We start from the raw sequence: 18,476 nt of genomic DNA on the forward strand, positions 1-18,476 counted from the left end.
GGCCCAAGGAGCTTGTTCAAGTTCATGAGCGTCAACCGAGTGATCGTCGCCGCCGCGGCCCTTGCGGCCGTCGGGCTGGCGGGTTGCCAGTCGACCCAGAAGGCGCTGGGCATGTCCAAGGTGACCCCGGACGAGTTCCGCGTCGTCACCAAGGCGCCCCTCGTAGTGCCGCCCGACTACGCGCTGCGTCCGCCGGCGCCCGGCGAGCCGCGCCCGCAGGAGCTGCAGCCGGAAAGCGCCGCGCGCAACGCCCTGCTGGGCCAGCGTGAGGCCGAGCTGCGCTCCGAGGGCGAGAAGCTGCTGGTCGCCAAGGCCGGCGCCGAGCGCGCCGACCCGCTGATCCGCTACGTCGTCGACGACGAGTTCGGCGACATCGCCCACAAGGAAAAGAGCTTCGCCGACCGGGTGATGTTCTGGAAGAAGGACGAGCCGGCCACCGCGGCGGGCGCGGGCCTCGACAACAGCACCGCCCCGCTCGATCCCGAGGCCGAGGCCGAGCGGGTGGCCAAGCTCACCGGATCGAAGCCGATCATCATCCAGCGCGAAGGCAAGAGCCGGATCAAGCTGCCCGGGCTCTAGAACCCGCGAGGCGGCCTACAGCTCTCCGGGCGTCGTCACCTCGAAGCCCTGCCCGCGCAGGCGGTCCAGCACGCCGCCCTGCGCCAGCAGGGGCCTGAGCGGCACGAGCACGATGGCGTGGCCCGGCCGCTCCAGCTGGCGGACCACGGCGGCGGCGGTGTCGGCCTTCATCCGCTCGTCGAACGCCCGCCCCCCGGGAATCATGGTCAGGCACCGCTCGTAGGTCCGCTCGTTCTCGAGCGCGCCCGGAACGTCCCCCTCGGCCCACGCCCGCGCCGCCTGCAGCGTCACGCCCGGCCCCGCCTCGGCTTGGGCCAGCACCTCCTCGAAGCAGACGCGCCCGATCTGCGGCGAGGTGCGGATGATGGCCCCCAGCAGCGGCCCGATGTCGTAGGTCTTCTCCACCACCGGCACGCCCTTTTGCCGGGCCAGCAGCTCGACCAGCTTGGCCGGGTCGGTGGTCGTCAGGTTCGCCCCCTCCCGGTAGTCCGAGGCGAGCTGGACGCCGGCGGCGAGGGGATTCGAGGTCGGATAGTGTCTCGCCTCGAGGCCCATCCGCTCGCGCACCGCCACGAACCGGGCGCGGGTCGCCGCATCCAGGTGCTTCTCGAACGGGCCGCCCGAGCGCAGCCGCAGCAGGTTGAACCCGGCCCCCAGGATCCCCGTGGTCTTCGCCCGAATGTTGGTGAACGGCAGGACGACGGCGTTCGCGCCCTCCAGTCGGTGCTCGAAGATGGTCCGGTCCCACTGCATCCGCTTGGGCGCCAGCGAGGGGACGCCCAGGACATAGACCGTCGTGTCCGCGTCCGAGACCCGCCACCACGCCGGCCCCGGCAGGCGGCCGACGACCACCAGCTCCTCGACCAGGGCCGCGTCGGGATCGGGCGGGACCTGCGCCTCGGGCGCCTGGGCTCTCGCCGGCAGGGCGAGAGCCGCAGCGACGGCGGCGAGACAGGCAAGACGATTCAGCGCACGCATCGGGGACCTCGGAATCGTACTATCTAGGGCGATCCCTGCGAATTACAGCCATGCCGATCCGCCGCCTCCCGCCCGAACTCATCAACCGCATCGCCGCCGGCGAGGTGGTGGAGCGGCCTGCCAGCGCGGTGAAGGAGCTGGTCGAGAACGCCCTGGACGCCGGCGCCACGAAGATCGAGGTGCAGGCCGACGGAGGCGGGCTGACCCGCATCCTGGTGGCCGACGACGGCTGCGGCCTCTCGGCCGAGGAGCTGCCGGTGGCGGTCGAGCGCCACGCGACCTCCAAGCTCAACCCGGGCGAGGACGGCGAATACGACCTGCTGCGGATCGGCACCCTCGGCTTCCGGGGCGAGGCCCTGCCCTCCATCGGCTCGGTCGCCCGGCTCTCCATCGCCAGCCGCGCGCGCAAGGCCGATGGGAGCCAGGCCGAGGCCCACGCCATCTTCGTGGAAGGCGGCGCGGTCGGAGCGGTCTCGCCGGCGGCCTTCCCGGGGCCGCACGGCGCCCGGGTCGAGGTGCGCGACCTCTTCTACGCCACCCCGGCGCGGCTGAAGTTCATGAAGTCCGAGCGCGCCGAGGCCCTCGCCATCACCGAGGAGCTGAAGCGCCAGGCCATGGCCCACGAGGCGGTGAGCTTCGCCCTCGACGTCGACGGCCGCCGCACCCTGCGCCTGCCCGCCGAGGCGGCCGGTCCAGACGGCCGGCTGGCGCGCCTGTCGGCCATCATGGGCCGCGAGTTCTCGGACAACGCCCTGGCCATCGACCACGAGCGCGAGGGCGTGCGCCTGTCGGGCTTCGCCGGCCTGCCCACCTTCAACCGCGGCAACGCCGCCCACCAGTACCTGTTCGTCAACGGCCGGCCAGTCCGCGACCGGCTGCTGCAGGGCGCGCTCAGGGCCGCCTACGCCGACTTCCTGGCCCGCGACCGCCATCCGCTGGCGGCGCTCTATGTGGAACTGGACCCCAGCCAGGTGGACGTGAACGTCCATCCGGCCAAGGCCGAGGTGCGGTTCCGCGACCCCGGCCTGGTGCGCGGCCTGATCGTCGGCGGCCTGCGTCATGCGCTCGCCGCCGCCGGCCACCGCGCCTCCACCACCGTCTCCATGGCCGCCCTGGGCGGCTTCCGGCCCCAATCGATGCCGCCGCCGCAGCCGTCCGCCGCCGGCTTCTCGGCCTGGCGTCAGGGCGGCTGGACGCCCTCGCCCGCCGCCGCCGCAGCGCAGATCCTGCCCGGCCTCTCGGAAGTCTCGGCCCGGGCCGAGCCCGAGGCCCTCGACGCCTACGCCGCTGGAGGCATGGCCGAGGCGGCCTCGCCCGCCCCGGTCTTCGATCCCGTGGACTATCCGCTGGGCGCCGCCCGCGCTCAGGTGCACGAGACCTACATCGTCGCCCAGACCCGCGACGGCGTGGTCATCGTCGATCAGCACGCCGCCCATGAGCGCCTCGTCTACGAGCGCATGAAGGCCGAGATGGCCGAGGGCGGCGTCGCCCGCCAGGCCCTGCTGCTGCCCGAGGTGGTGGAGCTCGATCCCGCCGAGGCCGAACGGGTCGTCGCCCGCGCCGACGAGCTGGCGGCCCTCGGCTTGGTGGTGGAGGCCTTCGGCCCCGGCGCGGTGCTGGTGCGCGAGGTGCCGGCCCTGCTGGGCGAGACCGACGCGGCGGGCCTCGTGCGCGACATCGCCGACGACCTTTCCGAGAACGGCCAGGCCCTGGCGCTGAAGGAGCGGCTGGAGGAGGTCTGCGGGACCATGGCCTGCCACGGCTCGGTGCGCGCCGGCCGCCGGCTCACGGCGCCCGAGATGAACGCCCTGCTGCGCCAGATGGAGGCCACGCCCCACTCCGGCCAGTGCAACCATGGCCGCCCCACCTACGTCGAGCTGAAACTGGCCGACATCGAGCGGCTGTTCGGACGGCGCTAGGGCGCCTTCAGGAACCAGACCTTGGCCGCGCCGTATTCGCGCGCGTCCAGCAGTTCGTAGCCGGGCGCTTCGAGCGGCGGCTCGCCGGCCCCGCGCTCCACCACCGCCACCGCGTCCTTGGCCAGCCAGCCGCCCTCGACGAGGCGGGCCAGCACCACCTCGGCCAGGCCCTTGCCGTAGGGCGGGTCGAGGAAGGCCAGGTCGAACGCCGGGCCGTCGGCGCCGGGGCGGACGCCCAGCTGGGTCGCGTCGCGCCGGTGCACGCGGGTGCGGCCGAAGAGCCCCATCCCGTCCACGTTCTCGCGGATCGCGCCGCGGGCGGCCTCGTCGGTCTCGACGAACAGGCAGAAGGCCGCCCCACGCGAGAGCGCCTCGAAGCCCAGCGCCCCCGAACCGGCGAACAGATCGATCACCCGCAGGTCGCGCACGCCCGGCGACCAGGGCGCGTGCTCGAGGATGTTGAAGATGGCCTGACGGGCGCGGTCCGACGTCGGGCGCGTGCCCTGGCCCGGCGGCGTGACCAGGGCCTTGCCGCGGAATTCCCCCGAGACGATGCGCATGGCTATCCCCGGCCCCGCGGAGCCGTGGTGCGCGGCCGCCCGCCTCCTCGATTGGCGGGTCCGCGCGGGGGACCACGCTGGGGACCGCCCTTCGGCCGCCCCGGCGGCTTTCCCTGGGACGCCGTGCGCTTGCCGGCGGCCGGCTCGTGGCGCGGCCCGATGGTCTTCCCCTCGATCTTGGCCTGCAGCTTGGCCTTAGCCGCCTTGCCGGCGGTTTTGGCGTGCGGCTTCGCCTTGGCCTTCGGCTTGGCCCAGCCGGCCTTGTAGGCCTTCTTCGCCGGCGCCTCGGGGCGGGGCGGGACCAGCTCGGCCTGCCGGCTCTCGGCCTGGGCGCGCCGCGACTTGCGGGCGGGCGAGCGGTATTGCGGCCGGTCGCCCTTGGGCATGTTCTCAGGCGGGATATGGCCTTCCAGCTGCTCGCGGATCACCCGCGGCCCCACCTCCTCGATCTCGCCGACATCGAGCGTGCCCAGCGCAAACGGGCCGTACGACAGGCGGATCAACCGGTTCACCTTCAGCCCCAGCGCTTCCAGCACCCGGCGCACCTCGCGGTTCTTGCCCTCCTGCAGGGTGACCGTCAGCCAGAGGTTCGCCCCCTGGTGGCCCTCCTTGGCCTTGTCGAGCCGCGCCTCGATGGCGCCGTACCGCACACCCTCGACGGTGATGCCGTCCTTCAGCGTGTCGAGCCGCTCCTGGGTGATGCGGCCGTGCGCCCGGGCGCGGTAGCGGCGCACGACGCCGGTGGCCGGCAGCTCGAGGGCCCGGGCGAGGCCGCCGTCGTTGGTCAGCAGCAGCAGGCCCTCGGAGTTGAGGTCGAGCCGTCCCACCGAGATCAGCCGCGGCAGGCCCTCGGGCAGCGCCTCGAACACCGTCGGCCGCCCCTGCGGGTCCTTGTGCGTCGTCACCAGGCCCACGGGCTTGTGGTAGCGGAACACGCGCACCGGCTCGGGCTCGCCCACGACGGCGCCGTCAACGGTGAGGATGTCGCCCGGCTCGACCTTCACCGCCGGCGTGGTCAGGACTTGGCCGTTGATCGCCACCCGCCCCTCGGCGATCAGGCGCTCGACGTCGCGGCGCGAGCCCACGCCCGAGCGCGCCAGGAGCTTGGCGATACGTTCGCCCCCGAGTTCGGTCCCGGGTTCGCCCCCAGGTTCGCTCCCGGACTCAGGGGGATCGTCGGACAGGCGGGCTTGACCGGAGGGGCCCCGGCCGGTTCGGTGCGGATCGTGGATCATGACTGCCGCACCATGCGCATCGCGCTCGAAGCCGCGCAAGCCGCCGCCGCGGCGGGCGAGACGCCGGTGGGCGCGGTCGTGGTCGATCCGGCCACCGGCGAGGTGATCGCGGTCGGCGCCAACAGCCCCATCTCCGCCCACGACCCGAGCGCCCACGCCGAGATCCTGGCCCTGCGCGCCGCCGCCGAACGGCTCGGCAACTACCGGCTCACCGGCCTGACCCTGGTCGTCACGCTGGAGCCCTGCGCCATGTGCGCGGGCGCCATCAGCCACGCCCGCATCGGCCGGCTGGTGTTCGGGGCGGAGGACCCGAAGGGCGGCGCGGTCGTCCATGGCCCGCGGTTCTTCGACCAGCCCACCTGCCACTGGCGGCCCAAGGTCACGGGGGGCGTGCTGGCCGAGGAGAGCTCGGCTATGCTGAAGGCCTTCTTCCGCGCCCGGCGGAAAACGGCAGCCAAGGCATGATCGTCGCGGGCCTGGTCGCCGCCGCCGTGTTGGCCGGAGCCGCCGCCGATGTCGGCGAGCTCTCGTGGATGAGCGGCGCCTGGGTCCAGGAGCGGCCGGACGGGACGCTCGTCCAGGAGACCTGGCTGGCCCCGCGGGACGGCGTAATGGCGGGCGTCAGCCAGACGAACCGCCCCGGCCGCAAGCCCTTCGTCGAATATGTGCGGATCAGCGCCGAACCGGCGGGGATCATCTTCACCGCCCTCCTGCCCGGCCAAGCGCCGACGGCGTTCGTGATGCTGCCCAGGGCCGAGGGCGGCGCCGAGGGCGAGGCGGTGTTCGAGAACAAGGCCCACGACTTCCCGCAGCGGGTCTTCTACCGCCGCTGCGGCGAGGACCTCTGCGCCGGCATCGAGGGGCTGCAGGACGGCAAGCCCCGCCGCGAGGAGTGGCGCTACCGACGGGTCAGGTGAACGCCGCCGAGTAAGCGGCCAGGCGCGCGTCGAGCCGTTCGCGCACGGCGGGCCACTCGTCCGCCAAGACGGAGAAGATCACCGTGTCGCGGATGCGGCCGGTCCAGGTGAACCGGTCCTGGCGGAGGATCCCCTCCTGAACCGCGCCCAGCTTGGTCACCGCCGCCAGGCTGCGGGCGTTGAGCGCGTCCACCCGGTAGACCACTCGCCGCACGCCGCTGTCGAACGCCTCGCCCATCATCAGCCGCTTGGCCGCCGGATTGACGGCCCCGCCCCGCGCGCCCGGCCGGTAGTAGGTGCCGCCGACCTCCAGCACGTGGTTCGCCCGGTCGATCCCGTAGAAGGTCGTGATCCCCACGACCTCGCCGCCCGCGATCACCGCATAGGCCACGGTGTCGCCCCGGGCCTGGTCGGCCTGCAGCTTGGCCCAGGCCGGGTCGAAGTGCTCGTTCGCCCAGGAATAGGGATAGAGCTCGGTCCAGATCCGCTGGTCGGCGTCGACGGCCGCCCTCAGCCCCTCGCGGTGCGTCTCGGCCATCGGCTCTAGCCGCACGAAACGGTTCTCCAGCGGCCGGGGCTCCAGCCGCAGCGGGGGCGGAACGGCGGCGAGGGTCGGCGCTCCGGCGAGGACGGGTTCGGACATGGCGCGGCTCCTTCTGAGGCCTGGCTAGCCGGCAAGTGGACTGGCCGACAGGTCCAGTTGCGGCAAGAGCCCCGGACCACTTCGGCAGCCGAAACTCTTTTTTCCGGCGTGGGGCCAAATTTTTTCGACAGCGGCCTTGCGGGATGGGGGCGCAGACATACCTGAAGGCGTGCCCATCCTGGGCGTTTCCTCCCTATGAACTTCCCAAGCCGGGCCTTTTTGGCCCGGCTCTTTTTTTTGCGCCTCACGCGGCCAGCAGCCGCGCCGCCTGGACGAGGTAGACGAGGCCGATCGCGGTCACGATCCAGCGGGTCCAGCGCTTGAAGTTCACGTCGCTCATCCGGTCCAGCACCATGCCGCCGGCGACGGTCCCCGCTATGGAGAGCGGGATGGCGAGGGCGAAGACCGGCCAGGGCGGCAGGCCCTCCCCCGGCCCCCCGGCCCCGGCGCGCACGGCCAGGGGCGCGCCGTAGACCACGATCTTGGCCAGGTGGGCGAACACCTGGGTCGCGGCCTTGGTGGCGACGATGGCGTGGCGGGACAGCTCGGTGCGGACGAAGAAGATGTCGAGCAGCGGCCCGGCGACGCCCGCCGTCAGGTTCAGCCCGGTGACCGACAGGCCCGAAAGGAACGCCTGAGGCGGGCGGGCCGCGTCCAGCCGGACCCACCGCTGCGGCAGCCAGGTGAGCAGCGGCACGAGGCCCAGCAGCAGGAACAGCAGCGGCCTGGACGGCGTGAACGCCAGCAGCGCCACCGCCAGGCCCGCGACCAGGGAGGCCAGGGCGTACCAGCCGACGATGTCCCAGCGGACGTGCCTACGATGCAGGACCGCCCGCCAGCCGTTGGCGACGAGCTGCAGCACGCCGTGGGCGACGAACGCCGCCTGCACCGGCAGCACCAGGGCGAGCGCCCCCATCAGGACGAGCCCGCCGGCCATGCCGAAGACGCCGGACAGGGTGGCCGTGATGAAGGCCATGGCGACGACGAAGCCGCCGGTCAGAAGGGTCATGATCATCCTCCGGATGTGGAGCCCGCCTCGCGGAGGAGGCACAGGCTCCTCCGGACGGCGGGCCTCCAGCGCACCGTGCGCGGAGAGCGGGAGGCGCTGCGAGCCGCATCGGGCGAGCGCCTTAGGAAAGGGCGTGAGGGATGGCGTCGTGGCCGGTCATCTGACGGCGTTCGCTTACACGGAGCCGGGGGTCAGGGCCAGGCTTCGGCGTCGGCTCCAGGCGGGCGCGAGCAGGGCCGAGGCGACGAGCGCCGCCGACAGCGCCAGCAGGCCCGCGCCATAGGCGCCCGTCCGCTCGCGCAGGAAGCCCATGACGTAGGGGCCGAGGTAGCCGGCCAGGTTGCCGACCGAGTTGATCAGGGCGATCCCGCCCGCCGCCGCGCTGGCCCGGAGGAAGCGGGTGGGCAGGGCCCAGAACGCCGAGCAGGCCCCGTTCACCCCGATCGCGCCGAGGGCGAGGCCCGCGAACTGCACCGCCGTCTCACGGCTCGTCGCCGCCAGCAGAAAGCCGCCCGCCGCCAGCAGCGCCGGCAGGATGAAGTGCCACAGCCGCTCGCCGGTGCGGTCGGCGTGCCGGCCCCAGAGCAGCATGGCGATCGCCGCCAGCAGGTAGGGAACGGCCGTCACAAGGCCGGTCTGCTGGTTGGTGAGCCCGCCGAAGCCCTTGACGATCTGCGGCATCCAGAGGCCCAGGCCGTAGCTGCCCATGACCGCGCCGAAATAGACGAAGGCGTACTTCCAGACCTTAGGACTGGTGAGGGCGTGGCGGAGGGAATGCAGGTGGCTGTCCTCGGCCGCCACATGGTCGCGGTCCAACGCCTGCTGCAGGGTCGCCTTCTCCGGATCGCTCAGCCACGCGGCCGCGGCGGGCCGGTCGGTCATCCAGAAGAAGACGACGACGCCCAGGACCACCGCGGGGAGGCCCTCCAACAGGAACATCGTCCGCCAGCCGGCCAGGCCGAACACCGAGACGTCCAGGAGCGCCGTCGAGAGCGGCGCGCCGACCACCGCCGAGATCGGGATCGCCAGCATGAACGCCGCCACGATCCGCCCCCGCTCGCTCCAGGGGAACCAGTAGGTCAGGTAGAGGATCATGCCCGGGAAGAAGCCGGCCTCGGCCACGCCCAGCAGGAAGCGGACGACGTAGAAGGCGACGGGCCCGTCGATAAGGGCCATCCCGGCCGACAACAGGCCCCAGCTGACCATGATGCGGGCGATCCAGCGCCGCGCGCCCACCTTCTCGAGGATCAGGTTCGAGGGCACCTCGAACAGGAAATAGCCCAGGAAGAAGATGCCGGCGCCGGCGCCGTAGGCCGCCGCCGACAGGCCGATGTCGGCGTTCATGGTGAGCGCCGCGTAGCCGACGTTCACCCGGTCCAGATAGGCGACGAAATAGAGGAGGCCGATGAACGGCAGGAGGCGCAGCGCCACCTTGCGCAGCACCCGGGCCTCGTCGAGCGCCTGCATGAGCCCGTCCTCCCAACATCGTTATGCGGGGAGTTCAGCACATGTTAGCGGTAACTTACAGCCCTCCCCCTTCCGCGGGGGGAGGGCTGTCTGTTCAGGTTAGTTGCGGAACACCGCCGACATCGAGCTGTCGTGCGGCCCCTCGCGGAACTGCTGCAGCTCGTTGCGGCCGACGACCATGTGGTGGACCTCGTCCGGACCGTCGGCGATCCGCAGGGTGCGGGTGTTGGCGTACATGCGGGCCAGCGGGGTGTGCTGCGACACGCCCAGGGCGCCGTGCATCTGGATCGCCTGGTCGATGATCTTGCAGACCCGCTCGGGGACCATGGCCTTGACCATGTGGATCCAGACCCGGGCCTCGCGGTTGCCGAGGACGTCCATCGCCTTGGCGGCCTTCAGCACCATCAGGCGCATGGCCTCGATCTCGATCCGCGCGCGGCTGACGATCTCGAGGTTGCCGCCCAGTTGGATGATCGGCTTGCCGAACGCCACCCGCTGCATGCCGCGCATCACCATCAGGTCCAGCGCCTTCTCGGCCGAGCCGATCGCGCGCATGCAGTGGTGGATCCGGCCGGGGCCGAGGCGAAGCTGGCTGATCTCGAAGCCGCGGCCCTCGCCCAGCAGGATGTTCGAGGCCGGCACGCGGGCGTTGTTGAAGCGGATGTGCATGTGGCCGTGGGGGGCGTCGTAGTCGCCGAACACCTGCTGGCCGCCGACGATCTCGACGCCCTCGCAGGGCAGCGGCACCAGGATCTGCGACTGCTGCAGGTGCGGCGGGTCGTTCTCGCCGCCGGTCCGCACCATGGTGATCATCACCTTGCAGCGCGGGTCGCCCGCGCCCGAGATGTAGTGCTTCTCGCCGTTGATGACGTACTCGTCGCCGACGCGCACGGCGCGGGTGTCGATGTTCTTGGCGTCCGAGCTGGCGGTGTTCAGCTCGGTCATGCAGTAGGCCGAGCGGATCTTCCCCTGCAGCAGCGGCTCCAGCCACTGCTTCTTCTGCTCGGGCGTGCCGACCCGCTCCAGCACCTCCATGTTGCCGGTGTCGGGCGCGGCGCAGTTCATGATCTCGGACGCCAGCCGGTTCTTGCCCAGTTCGACGGCGATGTAGGCGTAGTCGAGGTTCGACAGGCCCTCGCCGGTCTCGGCGTTCGGCAGGAAGAAGTTCCAGAGGCCGGCCGCCTTGGCCTTGTCCTTGGCCGCTTCCAGCACCTCGAGCTGGCCGGGGGCGTAGTCCCAGACGTCGGGACGGCCTTCGCCCAGGCGGTGGAACTCCTCGCTGGCGGGTTCGACCACCTCGCGGATGAACTCCTTCACCTGGTTGTAGAGCGGCAGCGCCTTGTCGGACATCCGCAGGTCGTTGAGCTCGTCCTGCGGGCTAAGGCCGAAACTCGAATTCGCGCGTTCCGCAGCGATGTTGTTCATGCTCACTCCTCCCAGAGCGCTGGCGTCAGTCATCGGGGTGACCGACCATGGGCGCAGAATTGCGGAAAATCAAACAACTGTTCGTCCGCGCAGCCCATAACACATTCAAACAAGCGTTTGAACCGGAGGCCGCAGATGGATTTCGAGTACTCCCCCCGCCAGAAGGAGCTCATCGGGCGCGTCTCCGCGTTCATGGAGGCCCACGTCTATCCCGCCGTGCCGACCTACGAGGCCCAGCACGAGGAGGGCGATCGCTGGAAGGTGATCCCGGTGGTGGAGGAGCTGAAGGCCAAGGCCAAGGCCCAGGGCCTCTGGAACATGTTCATGCCGCCTTCGCCCGGCTATCCGCCGGTGGACGAGACGTTCAGGTTCGAGGGTCTGCAGTGCTCGAACCTGGAATACGCCCTGATCGCCGAGATCATGGGCCGGGTGGGCTTCGCCTCCGAGGTGTTCAACTGTTCGGCGCCCGACACCGGCAACATGGAGGTGCTGGAGCGCTTCGGCTCGCGCGAGCAGAAGGACCGCTGGCTGAAGCCCCTGATGGAGGGCGAGATCCGCTCGGCCTTCCTGATGACCGAGCCGGCGGTCGCCTCGTCGGACGCCACCAACATCGAGACCCGCATCGAGCGTGACGGCGACCACTACGTCATCAACGGCCGCAAGTGGTGGTCGAGCGGCGTGGGCGACCCGCGCTGCAAGGTGGCCATCGTCATGGGCAAGACCGACCCGGACGCCCCCCTGCACCAGCAGCAGAGCCAGGTGCTGGTCCCGATGGACGCGCCCGGCATCAAGGTGGTCCGGATGCTGCCGGTGTTCGGCTACGACGACGCCCCGCACGGCCACGCCGAGGTCGTGCTCGAGAACGTGCGCGTGCCGGTCGAGGAGAGCCTGATCCTGGGCGAGGGGCGCGGGTTCGAGATCAGCCAGGCCCGGCTCGGGCCGGGGCGCATCCACCACTGCATGCGGACCATCGGCGCGGCCGAGGTGGCGCTGGAGAAGATGTGCAAGCGGCTGATGACCCGGAAGGCGTTCGGCAAGTACCTGTCGGAACATTCGGTCTGGGAGGAGCGGATCGCCCGCGCCCGCATCGACATCGAGATGACCCGCCTGCTGTGCCTGAAGGCGGCCGACATGATGGACAAGGCCGGCAACAAGGTCGCCCGACTGGAGATCGCCATGATCAAGGTCCAGGCGCCGACCATGGCGCTGCAGGTGATCGACGATGCCATCCAGGCGCACGGCGGGGCCGGGGTCGCCGACGACTTCGGCCTGGCGCGCGCCTACGCCAACCAGCGGACCCTGCGGCTGGCCGACGGTCCCGACGAGGTCCACAACCGCACCATCGCCCGGCTGGAGATGTCCCGCTACGGCGACCTGCAGGCCAAGATCCGCGCCGAGCGGGAGGCCGAGCGGATCGCCGTCGGCATCCGGTAGAACGAAGCGAGGGCGGCCGCCCGGGCCGCCCTCTCCCGCCTCAGGAGCCCCCCTCAGGCCGCCGCGCGGGCGCGGCGCAGGCTGAGGAACTGCAGGTCGGCCACCACCAGGGCGGCGAGGCCCTGGCCGACCACCAGCGCCATTCCAAGCGCGGTGGGGTGGACCCACCCCAGGACCACCAGCAGGACGCTTTCCATCGCCCAGAGGACATTGAAGCCCACCAGGCACCAGACGACCGCCCGGGGGAGCGAGGGTCGCAGCGCCAGCCAGGCGAGAAGACCGGCATAGCCGATCAGGAAGAGGCCGACGGGCTGGGTGAGCGCGAGCGGCAGGCCGAGCAGGCCCGCGACCGCCGCGCCGCCGGCGGCGAGGCCCAGCCCCAGGACGCCGCATGCGGCGGCGTCCAGCGCGATCACCGCGCGCAGGAAGTTCGAACGGACGGCGGACATGGGAAGGCTCCTTCACGAGAGCGGCCCCATGGACGGGGGCCGCGGACGCATGAAGGCTCCCTCGCGGGTGGCCGCCCGTCGATTACCTGCCAGGTCAAGGGCGCGCGGCCCTCAGATGTACAGAGGACGCCGTGTCGTGATCGCGACGGCGATCGCCACCAGGCCGATCACCGCCACCGCCGGCGTCAGTTTCACCCACCATCCCATGCGGAGCAGTCTGCGCCCGCTAAGGTCAAGCTTGCGTTAAGCCGGACGAACTTTGTTACGCCGGCGGCGCGTGGCGCACGGCCTCGATGTTGTTCCCGTCGGGGTCCAGCACGAAGGCGCCGTAGTAGGTCGGATGGTAGTGGGCGCGCACACCGGGCGGGCCGTTGTCCCGGCCGCCGGCGGCGATGGCGGCGGCGTAGAAGGCGTCCACGCTCGCGCGATCCTGCGCCGCGAAGGCGACATGGGCTCCTGCCCCGCCTGCCCCTTCGCCGATCCAGAAGAACGGCCGGTCCTTGCCGTAGCCCGCCGCGCGGCCCTCGCTCATCACCACCGTCAGCCCCAGCGGCTGCAGCGCCGCGTCGTAGAAGGCCCGCGAACGGTCGAAATCGGCGACCCTGAGGGTGACGTGGTCGAGCATGGCGGATCGCCCCGGCGAGCCTATTTCACCGGAACATGGGCCGCGTGCGGGCAGACCGCCGCCACCAGGGCCTCGTTCTCGGGGCCGCTCGCCTTCTTCGGCTTCTCGTCGCGCCAATTCGCCGGATCTCCAGCGCCACGGACGGCTTGTAGGACGCCACGGTGATCAGGTTCTTCTTGGCGCAGTCGATGGCGTAGACGTAGCCGACGCCGTCCGGCTTGCCGGGGCCCGAGGGACCGATATTGGCCGACGGTTTGGAGACCGCCTGCATCACGACGATCCGGCCGCTCTGCCGATCCTTGTAGGTGTAGTCGGCGTCGTACGACCACTCCGTCCCGTTGGGGCCGTCGGCGAACTTGGTCCAGGTCTCGGCGGCCGCGCCGCCGGCGGCGGCGAGGGCGAAGGCGGCGGCAAGCGTGACGGCGCGGCGCATGCGGGATCTCCATACAGTCGTTCGACCGAACCTAGCGGCCCCGCCCGCCGCCCTCCAGCAGGAAAAGCAGCAAAAGGAACATTCCAGATATTGCTTATGGCGACGCCTAAGATGTATCCCCGATATATCTTCAACATGGCTGGGGAGCTTATGGCGATGGCTGGAACACGCGCGATCGGGGACTCCGGGCCTCACGGCGCCCCGAGCTTCTGGACCCGCTGGTTCTGTTCGACGAACCACAAGGACATCGGCGTGCTCTACCTGGTCTTCGCCGTGGTGGCGGGACTGATCGGCGGCGCGCTGTCCGGCCTCATGCGCTGGGAACTCTACGAGCCGGGCGTGCAGGTGTTCCGCGAGGGCTCGTGGCTGGCCCAGCTCGGCGCGTTCGAGGGCAAGCACGGGTTCAACGTGGCCGTGACGGCGCACGCGCTGATCATGGTGTTCTTCACCGTCATGCCGGCCCAGATGGGCGCGTTCGGCAACTACTTCACGCCGCTGATGATCGGCGCGCCGGACATGGCCTTTCCGCGCATGAACAACGTCTCGTTCTGGCTGCTGGTGGCGGCCTTCACGCTGCTGGTGCTGTCCCTGTTCGTCGACGGCGGTCCCGGCAAAGGCGCGGGAACCGGCTGGACGCTCTATCCGCCGCTCTCCACCAGCGGGCACAGCGGCCCCTCGGTCGATCTCGTGATCCTCTCGATCCACCTGGCCGGCGCCAGCTCGATCCTGGGCGCGATCAACTTCATCACCACCATCCTGAACATGCGCGCGCCGGGCATGACGCTGCTGCGGATGCCGCTGTTCGCCTGGTCGGTGCTGATCACCGCCTTCCTGCTGCTGCTGACCCTGCCGGTGCTGGCGGGGGCCATCACCATGATGCTGACCGACCGCAACTTCGGGACCCACTTCTTCGACGCGGCGGGCGGCGGCGACCCGGTGATGTACCAGCACCTGTTCTGGTTCTTCGGGCACCCCGAGGTCTACATCATGATCCTGCCGGGCTTCGGGATCATCAGCCATGTGGTGGCGACGTTCTCGGGCAAGCCGGTGTTCGGCTACCTGGGCATGGTGGCCGCCATGGCCGCCATCGGGGTGCTGGGCTCGGTGGTGTGGGCGCACCACATGTTCACGGTCGGCATGAGCCTCGCGCTCACCGCCTACTTCTCGGCCGCCTCGATGGTCATCGCCGTGCCGACCGGGATCAAGGTGTTCTCCTGGATCGCCACGATGTGGGGCGGGTCCATCTCGTTCCGCACACCGATGCTGTGGGCCATCGGCTTCATCTTCGTCTTCGTGATCGGCGGGGTGACGGGCGTGGTCCTGGCCAGCGCGGCCATGGACCAGGGCGTCCACGACACCTACTACGTGGTGGCCCACTTCCACTACGTGCTGAGCCTGGGCGCGGTGTTCTCGATCTTCGCGGCCTTCTACTACTGGTTCGAGAAGATCTTCGGGGTGAAGTACAACGAGGCGCTCGGGAACCTGCACTTCTGGGTGTTCCTGATCGGCACGAACATCATCTTCTTCCCGCAGCACTTCCTGGGCCTGCAGGGCATGCCCCGGCGCTACGTCGACTATCCCGAGGCCTTCGCCCTGTGGAACAAGGTCTCGTCCATCGGCTACGTGATCATGGCGGCCAGCATGGGGGTCTTCCTGCTGGTGGTGCTGGAGGCGGCCATCCGCCGGCGGAAGGGAGAGGCCAACCCCTGGGGCGAGGGGGCGACGACGCTGGAGTGGACCCTGCCGTCGCCGCCGCCGCACCACACCTTCAACGAGCTGCCGGTCATCACGGGGGACAAGCCCTGAAGTCAGACCTGAAGCCGGACCTGGGACGGAAGGGCGCGCCCGCGCCCCTATCCTGCCGCGGGTCCGGGGGGCTAGCATGGTCGGCTGAAGCGACACGGCGGGTAACATGCGTCTGACCGGCTACACCGACTTCGCCCTGCGGGTGCTGATGTACATCGCCGTCCACCCCGACCGGCGGCCGACCATCGCCGAGATCGCCGCCGGCTACGGCATCTCCAAGAACCACCTGATGAAGGTGGTCTTCGACCTGGGGCGGGCTGGCTATATCGAGACGGTGCGCGGCAAGAACGGCGGCCTGCGGCTCGCCCGGCCGGCCGAGTCCATCGGGGTGGGCGAACTGGTCCGGCGCACCGAGGGCGACATGGCGCTGGCGCCCTGCCTGGGGCGCGCCGACGGCTGCGTGATCACGCCGGCCTGCCGGCTGAAGGGGGTGCTGGTCGAGGCGCGCACCGCGTTCATGGACGTGCTGGACCGCTACACCATCGCCGACCTCGCGCGGCAGCCCGAGTCGCTGCGGGCCCTGCTGGGCCAGCCGGCCCTCGCCGAGGCCTAGGCCCCCGGCTCGGCCGGCGCGCGGACGACCTGGCCCTTGTGGGTGAAGATGGCTTTCGGCGGCCCGCCGGGCGCTCCGCCGCGCAACCGTTCGGCCCATCGCTTCAGCCGCGAGGCCGCGCCCTCCTGGACCTCGGCCTCGTCGGTCGCCTCCTCGACCCGCAGCACCTCCGGCACGTAGCGCCGCACGATCTGCTCGATGCCGGCCTTCAGCGTCAGCCTGGAGGAGGGACAGCCGCCGCAGGCGCCCTGCATGCGGATCCACAGCACCCCCGTGTCGGGCTCGAAACGGTCGAAGAGCACGTCGCCGCCGTCGCGCGCCACGCCCGGCCGGACGTACAGCCCCAGCACCTGGCGGATCTCGCCTTCCACCTGGCTCTCTTCGGGGTCGGGCGGGTCCGCGCCCTCGGCCGCCACGGCGGGCGCGCCGCTCTCGAGGTGGTCGGCGATCTCGGCGATGGCCTTGATCCGCAAGGTGGTCCAGGCCTCGCCGTCCGTCTCGCGCGTGACGGTCACGAAGTCCTCGGCGATCAGGACGTGGCGCACCGAGCCCAGGGCGAACAGCCGCGCCGCCAGCGGCGAGGCCGCCGGGTCGAACCCCGTACGATCGAAGGCGTGGGCGGTCCCGTCCGTCAGCCGGGCATGCGGCAGGAACTTGCGGGCCTCGGGGTTGGGCGTGGTTTCGGTGAGGATGAGCACGGCGGCTCCTCGCGCTTGCCCTCACCTAGCGCGTCGTCTACTTAGAAGCAATATTTCTTATGCATCTTTAGAAGCAGGCCCACCATGGACGCCGCCGACCGAGCCCGTCTCGCGCCCGGAACCGCCGCCGGGGTCACCGAGCCGATGATCGAGGCCCTGGTGCACGCCTTCTACGGCAAGGTGCGCCGTGACCCGGCGCTGGGGCCGATCTTCGATCGCGTGATCGGCGACGGCTGGGACGAGCACCTGGCGCGCATGTGCGACTTCTGGTCCTCGGTCCTGCTGATGACCGGCCGCTTCAAGGGCGCGCCGATGGCCGCCCACATCCAGGTGGGCGGGATCCGGGGGACGCACTTCGCCCACTGGCTGCATCTGTTCGGCCAGACCGCCGACGAGGTCTGCCCGCCGCCCGCCGCGGCGCTGTTCAAGGTCCGCGCGGAGATGATCGCCCAGAGCCTGCAGCTGGGGATCGCCGCCAGCCGCGGCGAGGCCGCCTAGGCGACCCGACGGGCCGGCGAGGTCAGCGCCCGCTCGGCCTCGCCCATGTAGTCGCGGGTGACCGGCAGGGCGTCGATCCGCTTGGCGAGCTGCACCTGGAAGACGAAGTGGCCGCGATGGCGGAAGGCCATCTCGGAAATGCCGAGGTAGAATTCCCACATCCGGCAGAAGCGCTCGTCCATCATGCCGGCGATCTCTTCCCGCCGGTCGGCGAACCGCTCGCGCCAGTTCTTCAGCGTCTCGGCGTAGTGGAGCCGCAGGATCTCGATATCGGTCACGTAGAGGCCGGCCCGCTCGATCGCCGGCAGCACCTCGGACAGCGCCGGGATGTAGCCGCCGGGGAAGATGTACTTCGCGACCCAGGCGTTGGTGACGTTGGGCCCTTCCGGCCGGCCGATGGAGTGGATCAGGGCCACGCCGTCGTCCTTCAGGAGCCGTGCGACCCCGTCGAAATAGGCCTGGTAGTTGGGGCGGCCGACGTGCTCGAACATGCCGACGGAGACGATGCGGTCGTACGGCCCCGGCACGTCGCGGTAGTCGGTGAGCGAGAAGCGCGCCCGCCCCGAGAGCCCCTTGGCCTCGGCCCGCTGCTGGGCGAGGGCGAGCTGCTCGGTCGACAGGGTGATTCCGTCCACCTCGACGCCGGTCTCCTCGGCGAGGGTCAGGGCCATGCCGCCCCAGCCGCAGCCGATGTCCAGCACCGTCTGGCCGGGCTGGAGGGCCAGCTTGGCGGCGATGTGCCGCTTCTTGGCGAGCTGGGCCTCCTCGAGCGTCATGTCCGGCCGGGCGAAGTAGGCGCAGGAGTACTGCATGTCCTCGTCGAGGAAGCGCCGGTAGAGCTCGTTCGAGAGGTCGTAGTGGTGGGCCACGTTGCGGCGGGCTGCCCGGCGGTGATTGGCCTCGCGGCGGCGGTCGCGCCACCAGCGGGCGAGCGGCCCGCGCTTCTTGCGCTTCTTGAACTTGGCGTTGGCGCCGATCAGGTCGATGAAGTCGGCGATGTCGCCCTGTTCCAGCACCAGGCCGCCGTCCACATAGGCCTCGCCCACGCCGAGGCCCGGCTTGGCCGCGATCCGGGCCGCCCAGGCCGCGCTGGTGATCCTGGCCTTCAGCGGCGGGCCCGAGCCGTCGCCCAGCTTCAGGACATGCCCGCCCGGAAGCTCGAGGGTCAGGTCGCCCTCGCGGACGGTGTTCCGCAGAAAGGATTGCAGGCTCATCACCGCACCCCACATCTCCGACCGAAGATAGGAA

General features: G+C 70.9%; 20 protein-coding genes. 8 read left to right on the forward strand and 12 right to left on the reverse strand.

The window, feature by feature from the left end; genetic code table 11:
* Positions 1-24 precede the first annotated feature (24 nt).
* Positions 25-579, forward strand: a complete 555-nt coding sequence (locus tag PHZ_RS17530; RefSeq protein ID WP_041374382.1) for a DUF3035 domain-containing protein — start codon at positions 25-27, stop codon at positions 577-579.
* A gap of 15 nt (positions 580-594) precedes the next feature.
* On the opposite strand, the gene PHZ_RS17535 is transcribed toward PHZ_RS17530, so the two are convergent.
* Entirely contained in the window at positions 595-1,557 is a 963-nt protein-coding gene (locus PHZ_RS17535) for a TraB/GumN family protein (RefSeq protein WP_012523711.1), read from the reverse strand.
* 50 nt (positions 1,558-1,607) lie between these two features.
* Here PHZ_RS17535 and mutL point away from each other — a divergent pair, with 50 nt between their 5' ends.
* A complete protein-coding gene (mutL, locus tag PHZ_RS17540; protein WP_012523712.1) occupies positions 1,608-3,476 on the forward strand; it encodes a DNA mismatch repair endonuclease MutL in 1,869 nt (622 codons plus the stop codon).
* Here the strand turns inward: mutL and rsmD are convergent.
* Both rsmD and PHZ_RS17550 read right to left on the reverse strand, forming a co-directional pair.
* Complete coding sequence (rsmD, locus tag PHZ_RS17545) at positions 3,473-4,036, reverse strand: 16S rRNA (guanine(966)-N(2))-methyltransferase RsmD (RefSeq protein WP_012523713.1); 564 nt, start codon at positions 4,034-4,036, stop codon at positions 3,473-3,475. The genes mutL and rsmD overlap by 4 nt on opposite strands.
* A gap of 2 nt (positions 4,037-4,038) precedes the next feature.
* Complete coding sequence (locus PHZ_RS17550; RefSeq protein WP_083770989.1) at positions 4,039-5,271, reverse strand: pseudouridine synthase; 1,233 nt, start codon at positions 5,269-5,271, stop codon at positions 4,039-4,041.
* A 12-nt stretch (positions 5,272-5,283) separates the two neighbouring features.
* On the opposite strand from PHZ_RS17550, the gene tadA reads away from it, so the two are divergent.
* Together tadA and PHZ_RS17560 are read left to right on the forward strand one after the other, a co-directional pair.
* Positions 5,284-5,736, forward strand: coding sequence for a tRNA adenosine(34) deaminase TadA (tadA, locus tag PHZ_RS17555; protein ID WP_041374385.1), 453 nt, complete (start codon positions 5,284-5,286; stop codon positions 5,734-5,736).
* Entirely contained in the window at positions 5,733-6,188 is a 456-nt protein-coding gene (locus PHZ_RS17560) for a DUF6265 family protein (protein ID WP_012523715.1), read from the forward strand. Before tadA ends, PHZ_RS17560 begins: the two co-directional genes overlap by 4 nt.
* Here the strand turns inward: PHZ_RS17560 and PHZ_RS17565 are convergent.
* The 4 genes from PHZ_RS17565 to PHZ_RS17580 form a co-directional block, all read right to left on the reverse strand.
* Positions 6,181-6,831, reverse strand: a complete 651-nt coding sequence (locus PHZ_RS17565; RefSeq protein WP_012523716.1) for a GNAT family N-acetyltransferase — start codon at positions 6,829-6,831, stop codon at positions 6,181-6,183. The genes PHZ_RS17560 and PHZ_RS17565 overlap by 8 nt on opposite strands.
* Before the next feature lie 244 nt (positions 6,832-7,075).
* On the reverse strand, positions 7,076-7,840 hold the full coding sequence (locus PHZ_RS17570) for a sulfite exporter TauE/SafE family protein (protein ID WP_012523717.1): 765 nt from the start codon (positions 7,838-7,840) through the stop codon (positions 7,076-7,078).
* A 174-nt stretch (positions 7,841-8,014) separates the two neighbouring features.
* The gene (locus tag PHZ_RS17575) at positions 8,015-9,307 is read right to left on the reverse strand and encodes an MFS transporter (protein ID WP_012523718.1); all 1,293 of its coding nucleotides are present in this window, start codon (positions 9,305-9,307) and stop codon (positions 8,015-8,017) included.
* A gap of 99 nt (positions 9,308-9,406) precedes the next feature.
* On the reverse strand, positions 9,407-10,732 hold the full coding sequence (locus PHZ_RS17580) for an acyl-CoA dehydrogenase family protein (protein ID WP_012523719.1): 1,326 nt from the start codon (positions 10,730-10,732) through the stop codon (positions 9,407-9,409).
* A gap of 135 nt (positions 10,733-10,867) precedes the next feature.
* Between PHZ_RS17580 and PHZ_RS17585 the strand changes: the two genes are divergently transcribed.
* Positions 10,868-12,166, forward strand: coding sequence for an acyl-CoA dehydrogenase family protein (locus PHZ_RS17585; protein WP_012523721.1), 1,299 nt, complete (start codon positions 10,868-10,870; stop codon positions 12,164-12,166).
* A gap of 53 nt (positions 12,167-12,219) precedes the next feature.
* Here the strand turns inward: PHZ_RS17585 and PHZ_RS17590 are convergent, their stop codons facing one another.
* The 3 genes from PHZ_RS17590 to PHZ_RS17600 form a co-directional block, all read right to left on the reverse strand.
* Positions 12,220-12,615: a hypothetical protein gene (locus tag PHZ_RS17590; protein WP_041373673.1), complete on the reverse strand. Its 396-nt coding sequence runs from the start codon at positions 12,613-12,615 to the stop codon at positions 12,220-12,222.
* Between the two features lie 262 nt (positions 12,616-12,877).
* Positions 12,878-13,240, reverse strand: coding sequence for a VOC family protein (locus PHZ_RS17595; RefSeq protein WP_012523722.1), 363 nt, complete (start codon positions 13,238-13,240; stop codon positions 12,878-12,880).
* Positions 13,241-13,265: 25 nt separating this feature from the next.
* Positions 13,266-13,673, reverse strand: a complete 408-nt coding sequence (locus tag PHZ_RS17600; protein ID WP_041373674.1) for a hypothetical protein — start codon at positions 13,671-13,673, stop codon at positions 13,266-13,268.
* 150 nt (positions 13,674-13,823) lie between these two features.
* Between PHZ_RS17600 and ctaD the strand changes: the two genes are divergently transcribed.
* The gene (ctaD, locus tag PHZ_RS17605) at positions 13,824-15,479 is read left to right on the forward strand and encodes a cytochrome c oxidase subunit I (RefSeq protein ID WP_012523723.1); all 1,656 of its coding nucleotides are present in this window, start codon (positions 13,824-13,826) and stop codon (positions 15,477-15,479) included.
* Positions 15,480-15,585: 106 nt separating this feature from the next.
* Positions 15,586-16,032, forward strand: coding sequence for an RrF2 family transcriptional regulator (locus tag PHZ_RS17610; RefSeq protein ID WP_012523724.1), 447 nt, complete (start codon positions 15,586-15,588; stop codon positions 16,030-16,032).
* On the opposite strand, the gene PHZ_RS17615 is transcribed toward PHZ_RS17610, so the two are convergent.
* On the reverse strand, positions 16,029-16,730 hold the full coding sequence (locus PHZ_RS17615) for a NifU family protein (RefSeq protein WP_012523725.1): 702 nt from the start codon (positions 16,728-16,730) through the stop codon (positions 16,029-16,031). The genes PHZ_RS17610 and PHZ_RS17615 overlap by 4 nt on opposite strands.
* A gap of 84 nt (positions 16,731-16,814) precedes the next feature.
* On the opposite strand from PHZ_RS17615, the gene PHZ_RS17620 reads away from it, so the two are divergent.
* Entirely contained in the window at positions 16,815-17,228 is a 414-nt protein-coding gene (locus PHZ_RS17620) for a group III truncated hemoglobin (protein ID WP_041373675.1), read from the forward strand.
* Here PHZ_RS17620 and PHZ_RS17625 read toward each other — a convergent pair.
* Positions 17,225-18,442: an SAM-dependent methyltransferase gene (locus tag PHZ_RS17625; RefSeq protein ID WP_012523727.1), complete on the reverse strand. Its 1,218-nt coding sequence runs from the start codon at positions 18,440-18,442 to the stop codon at positions 17,225-17,227. The genes PHZ_RS17620 and PHZ_RS17625 overlap by 4 nt on opposite strands.
* Positions 18,443-18,476 lie beyond the last annotated feature (34 nt).

This window comes from Phenylobacterium zucineum HLK1, from assembly GCF_000017265.1.
Lineage (GTDB): Bacteria > Pseudomonadota > Alphaproteobacteria > Caulobacterales > Caulobacteraceae > Phenylobacterium > Phenylobacterium zucineum.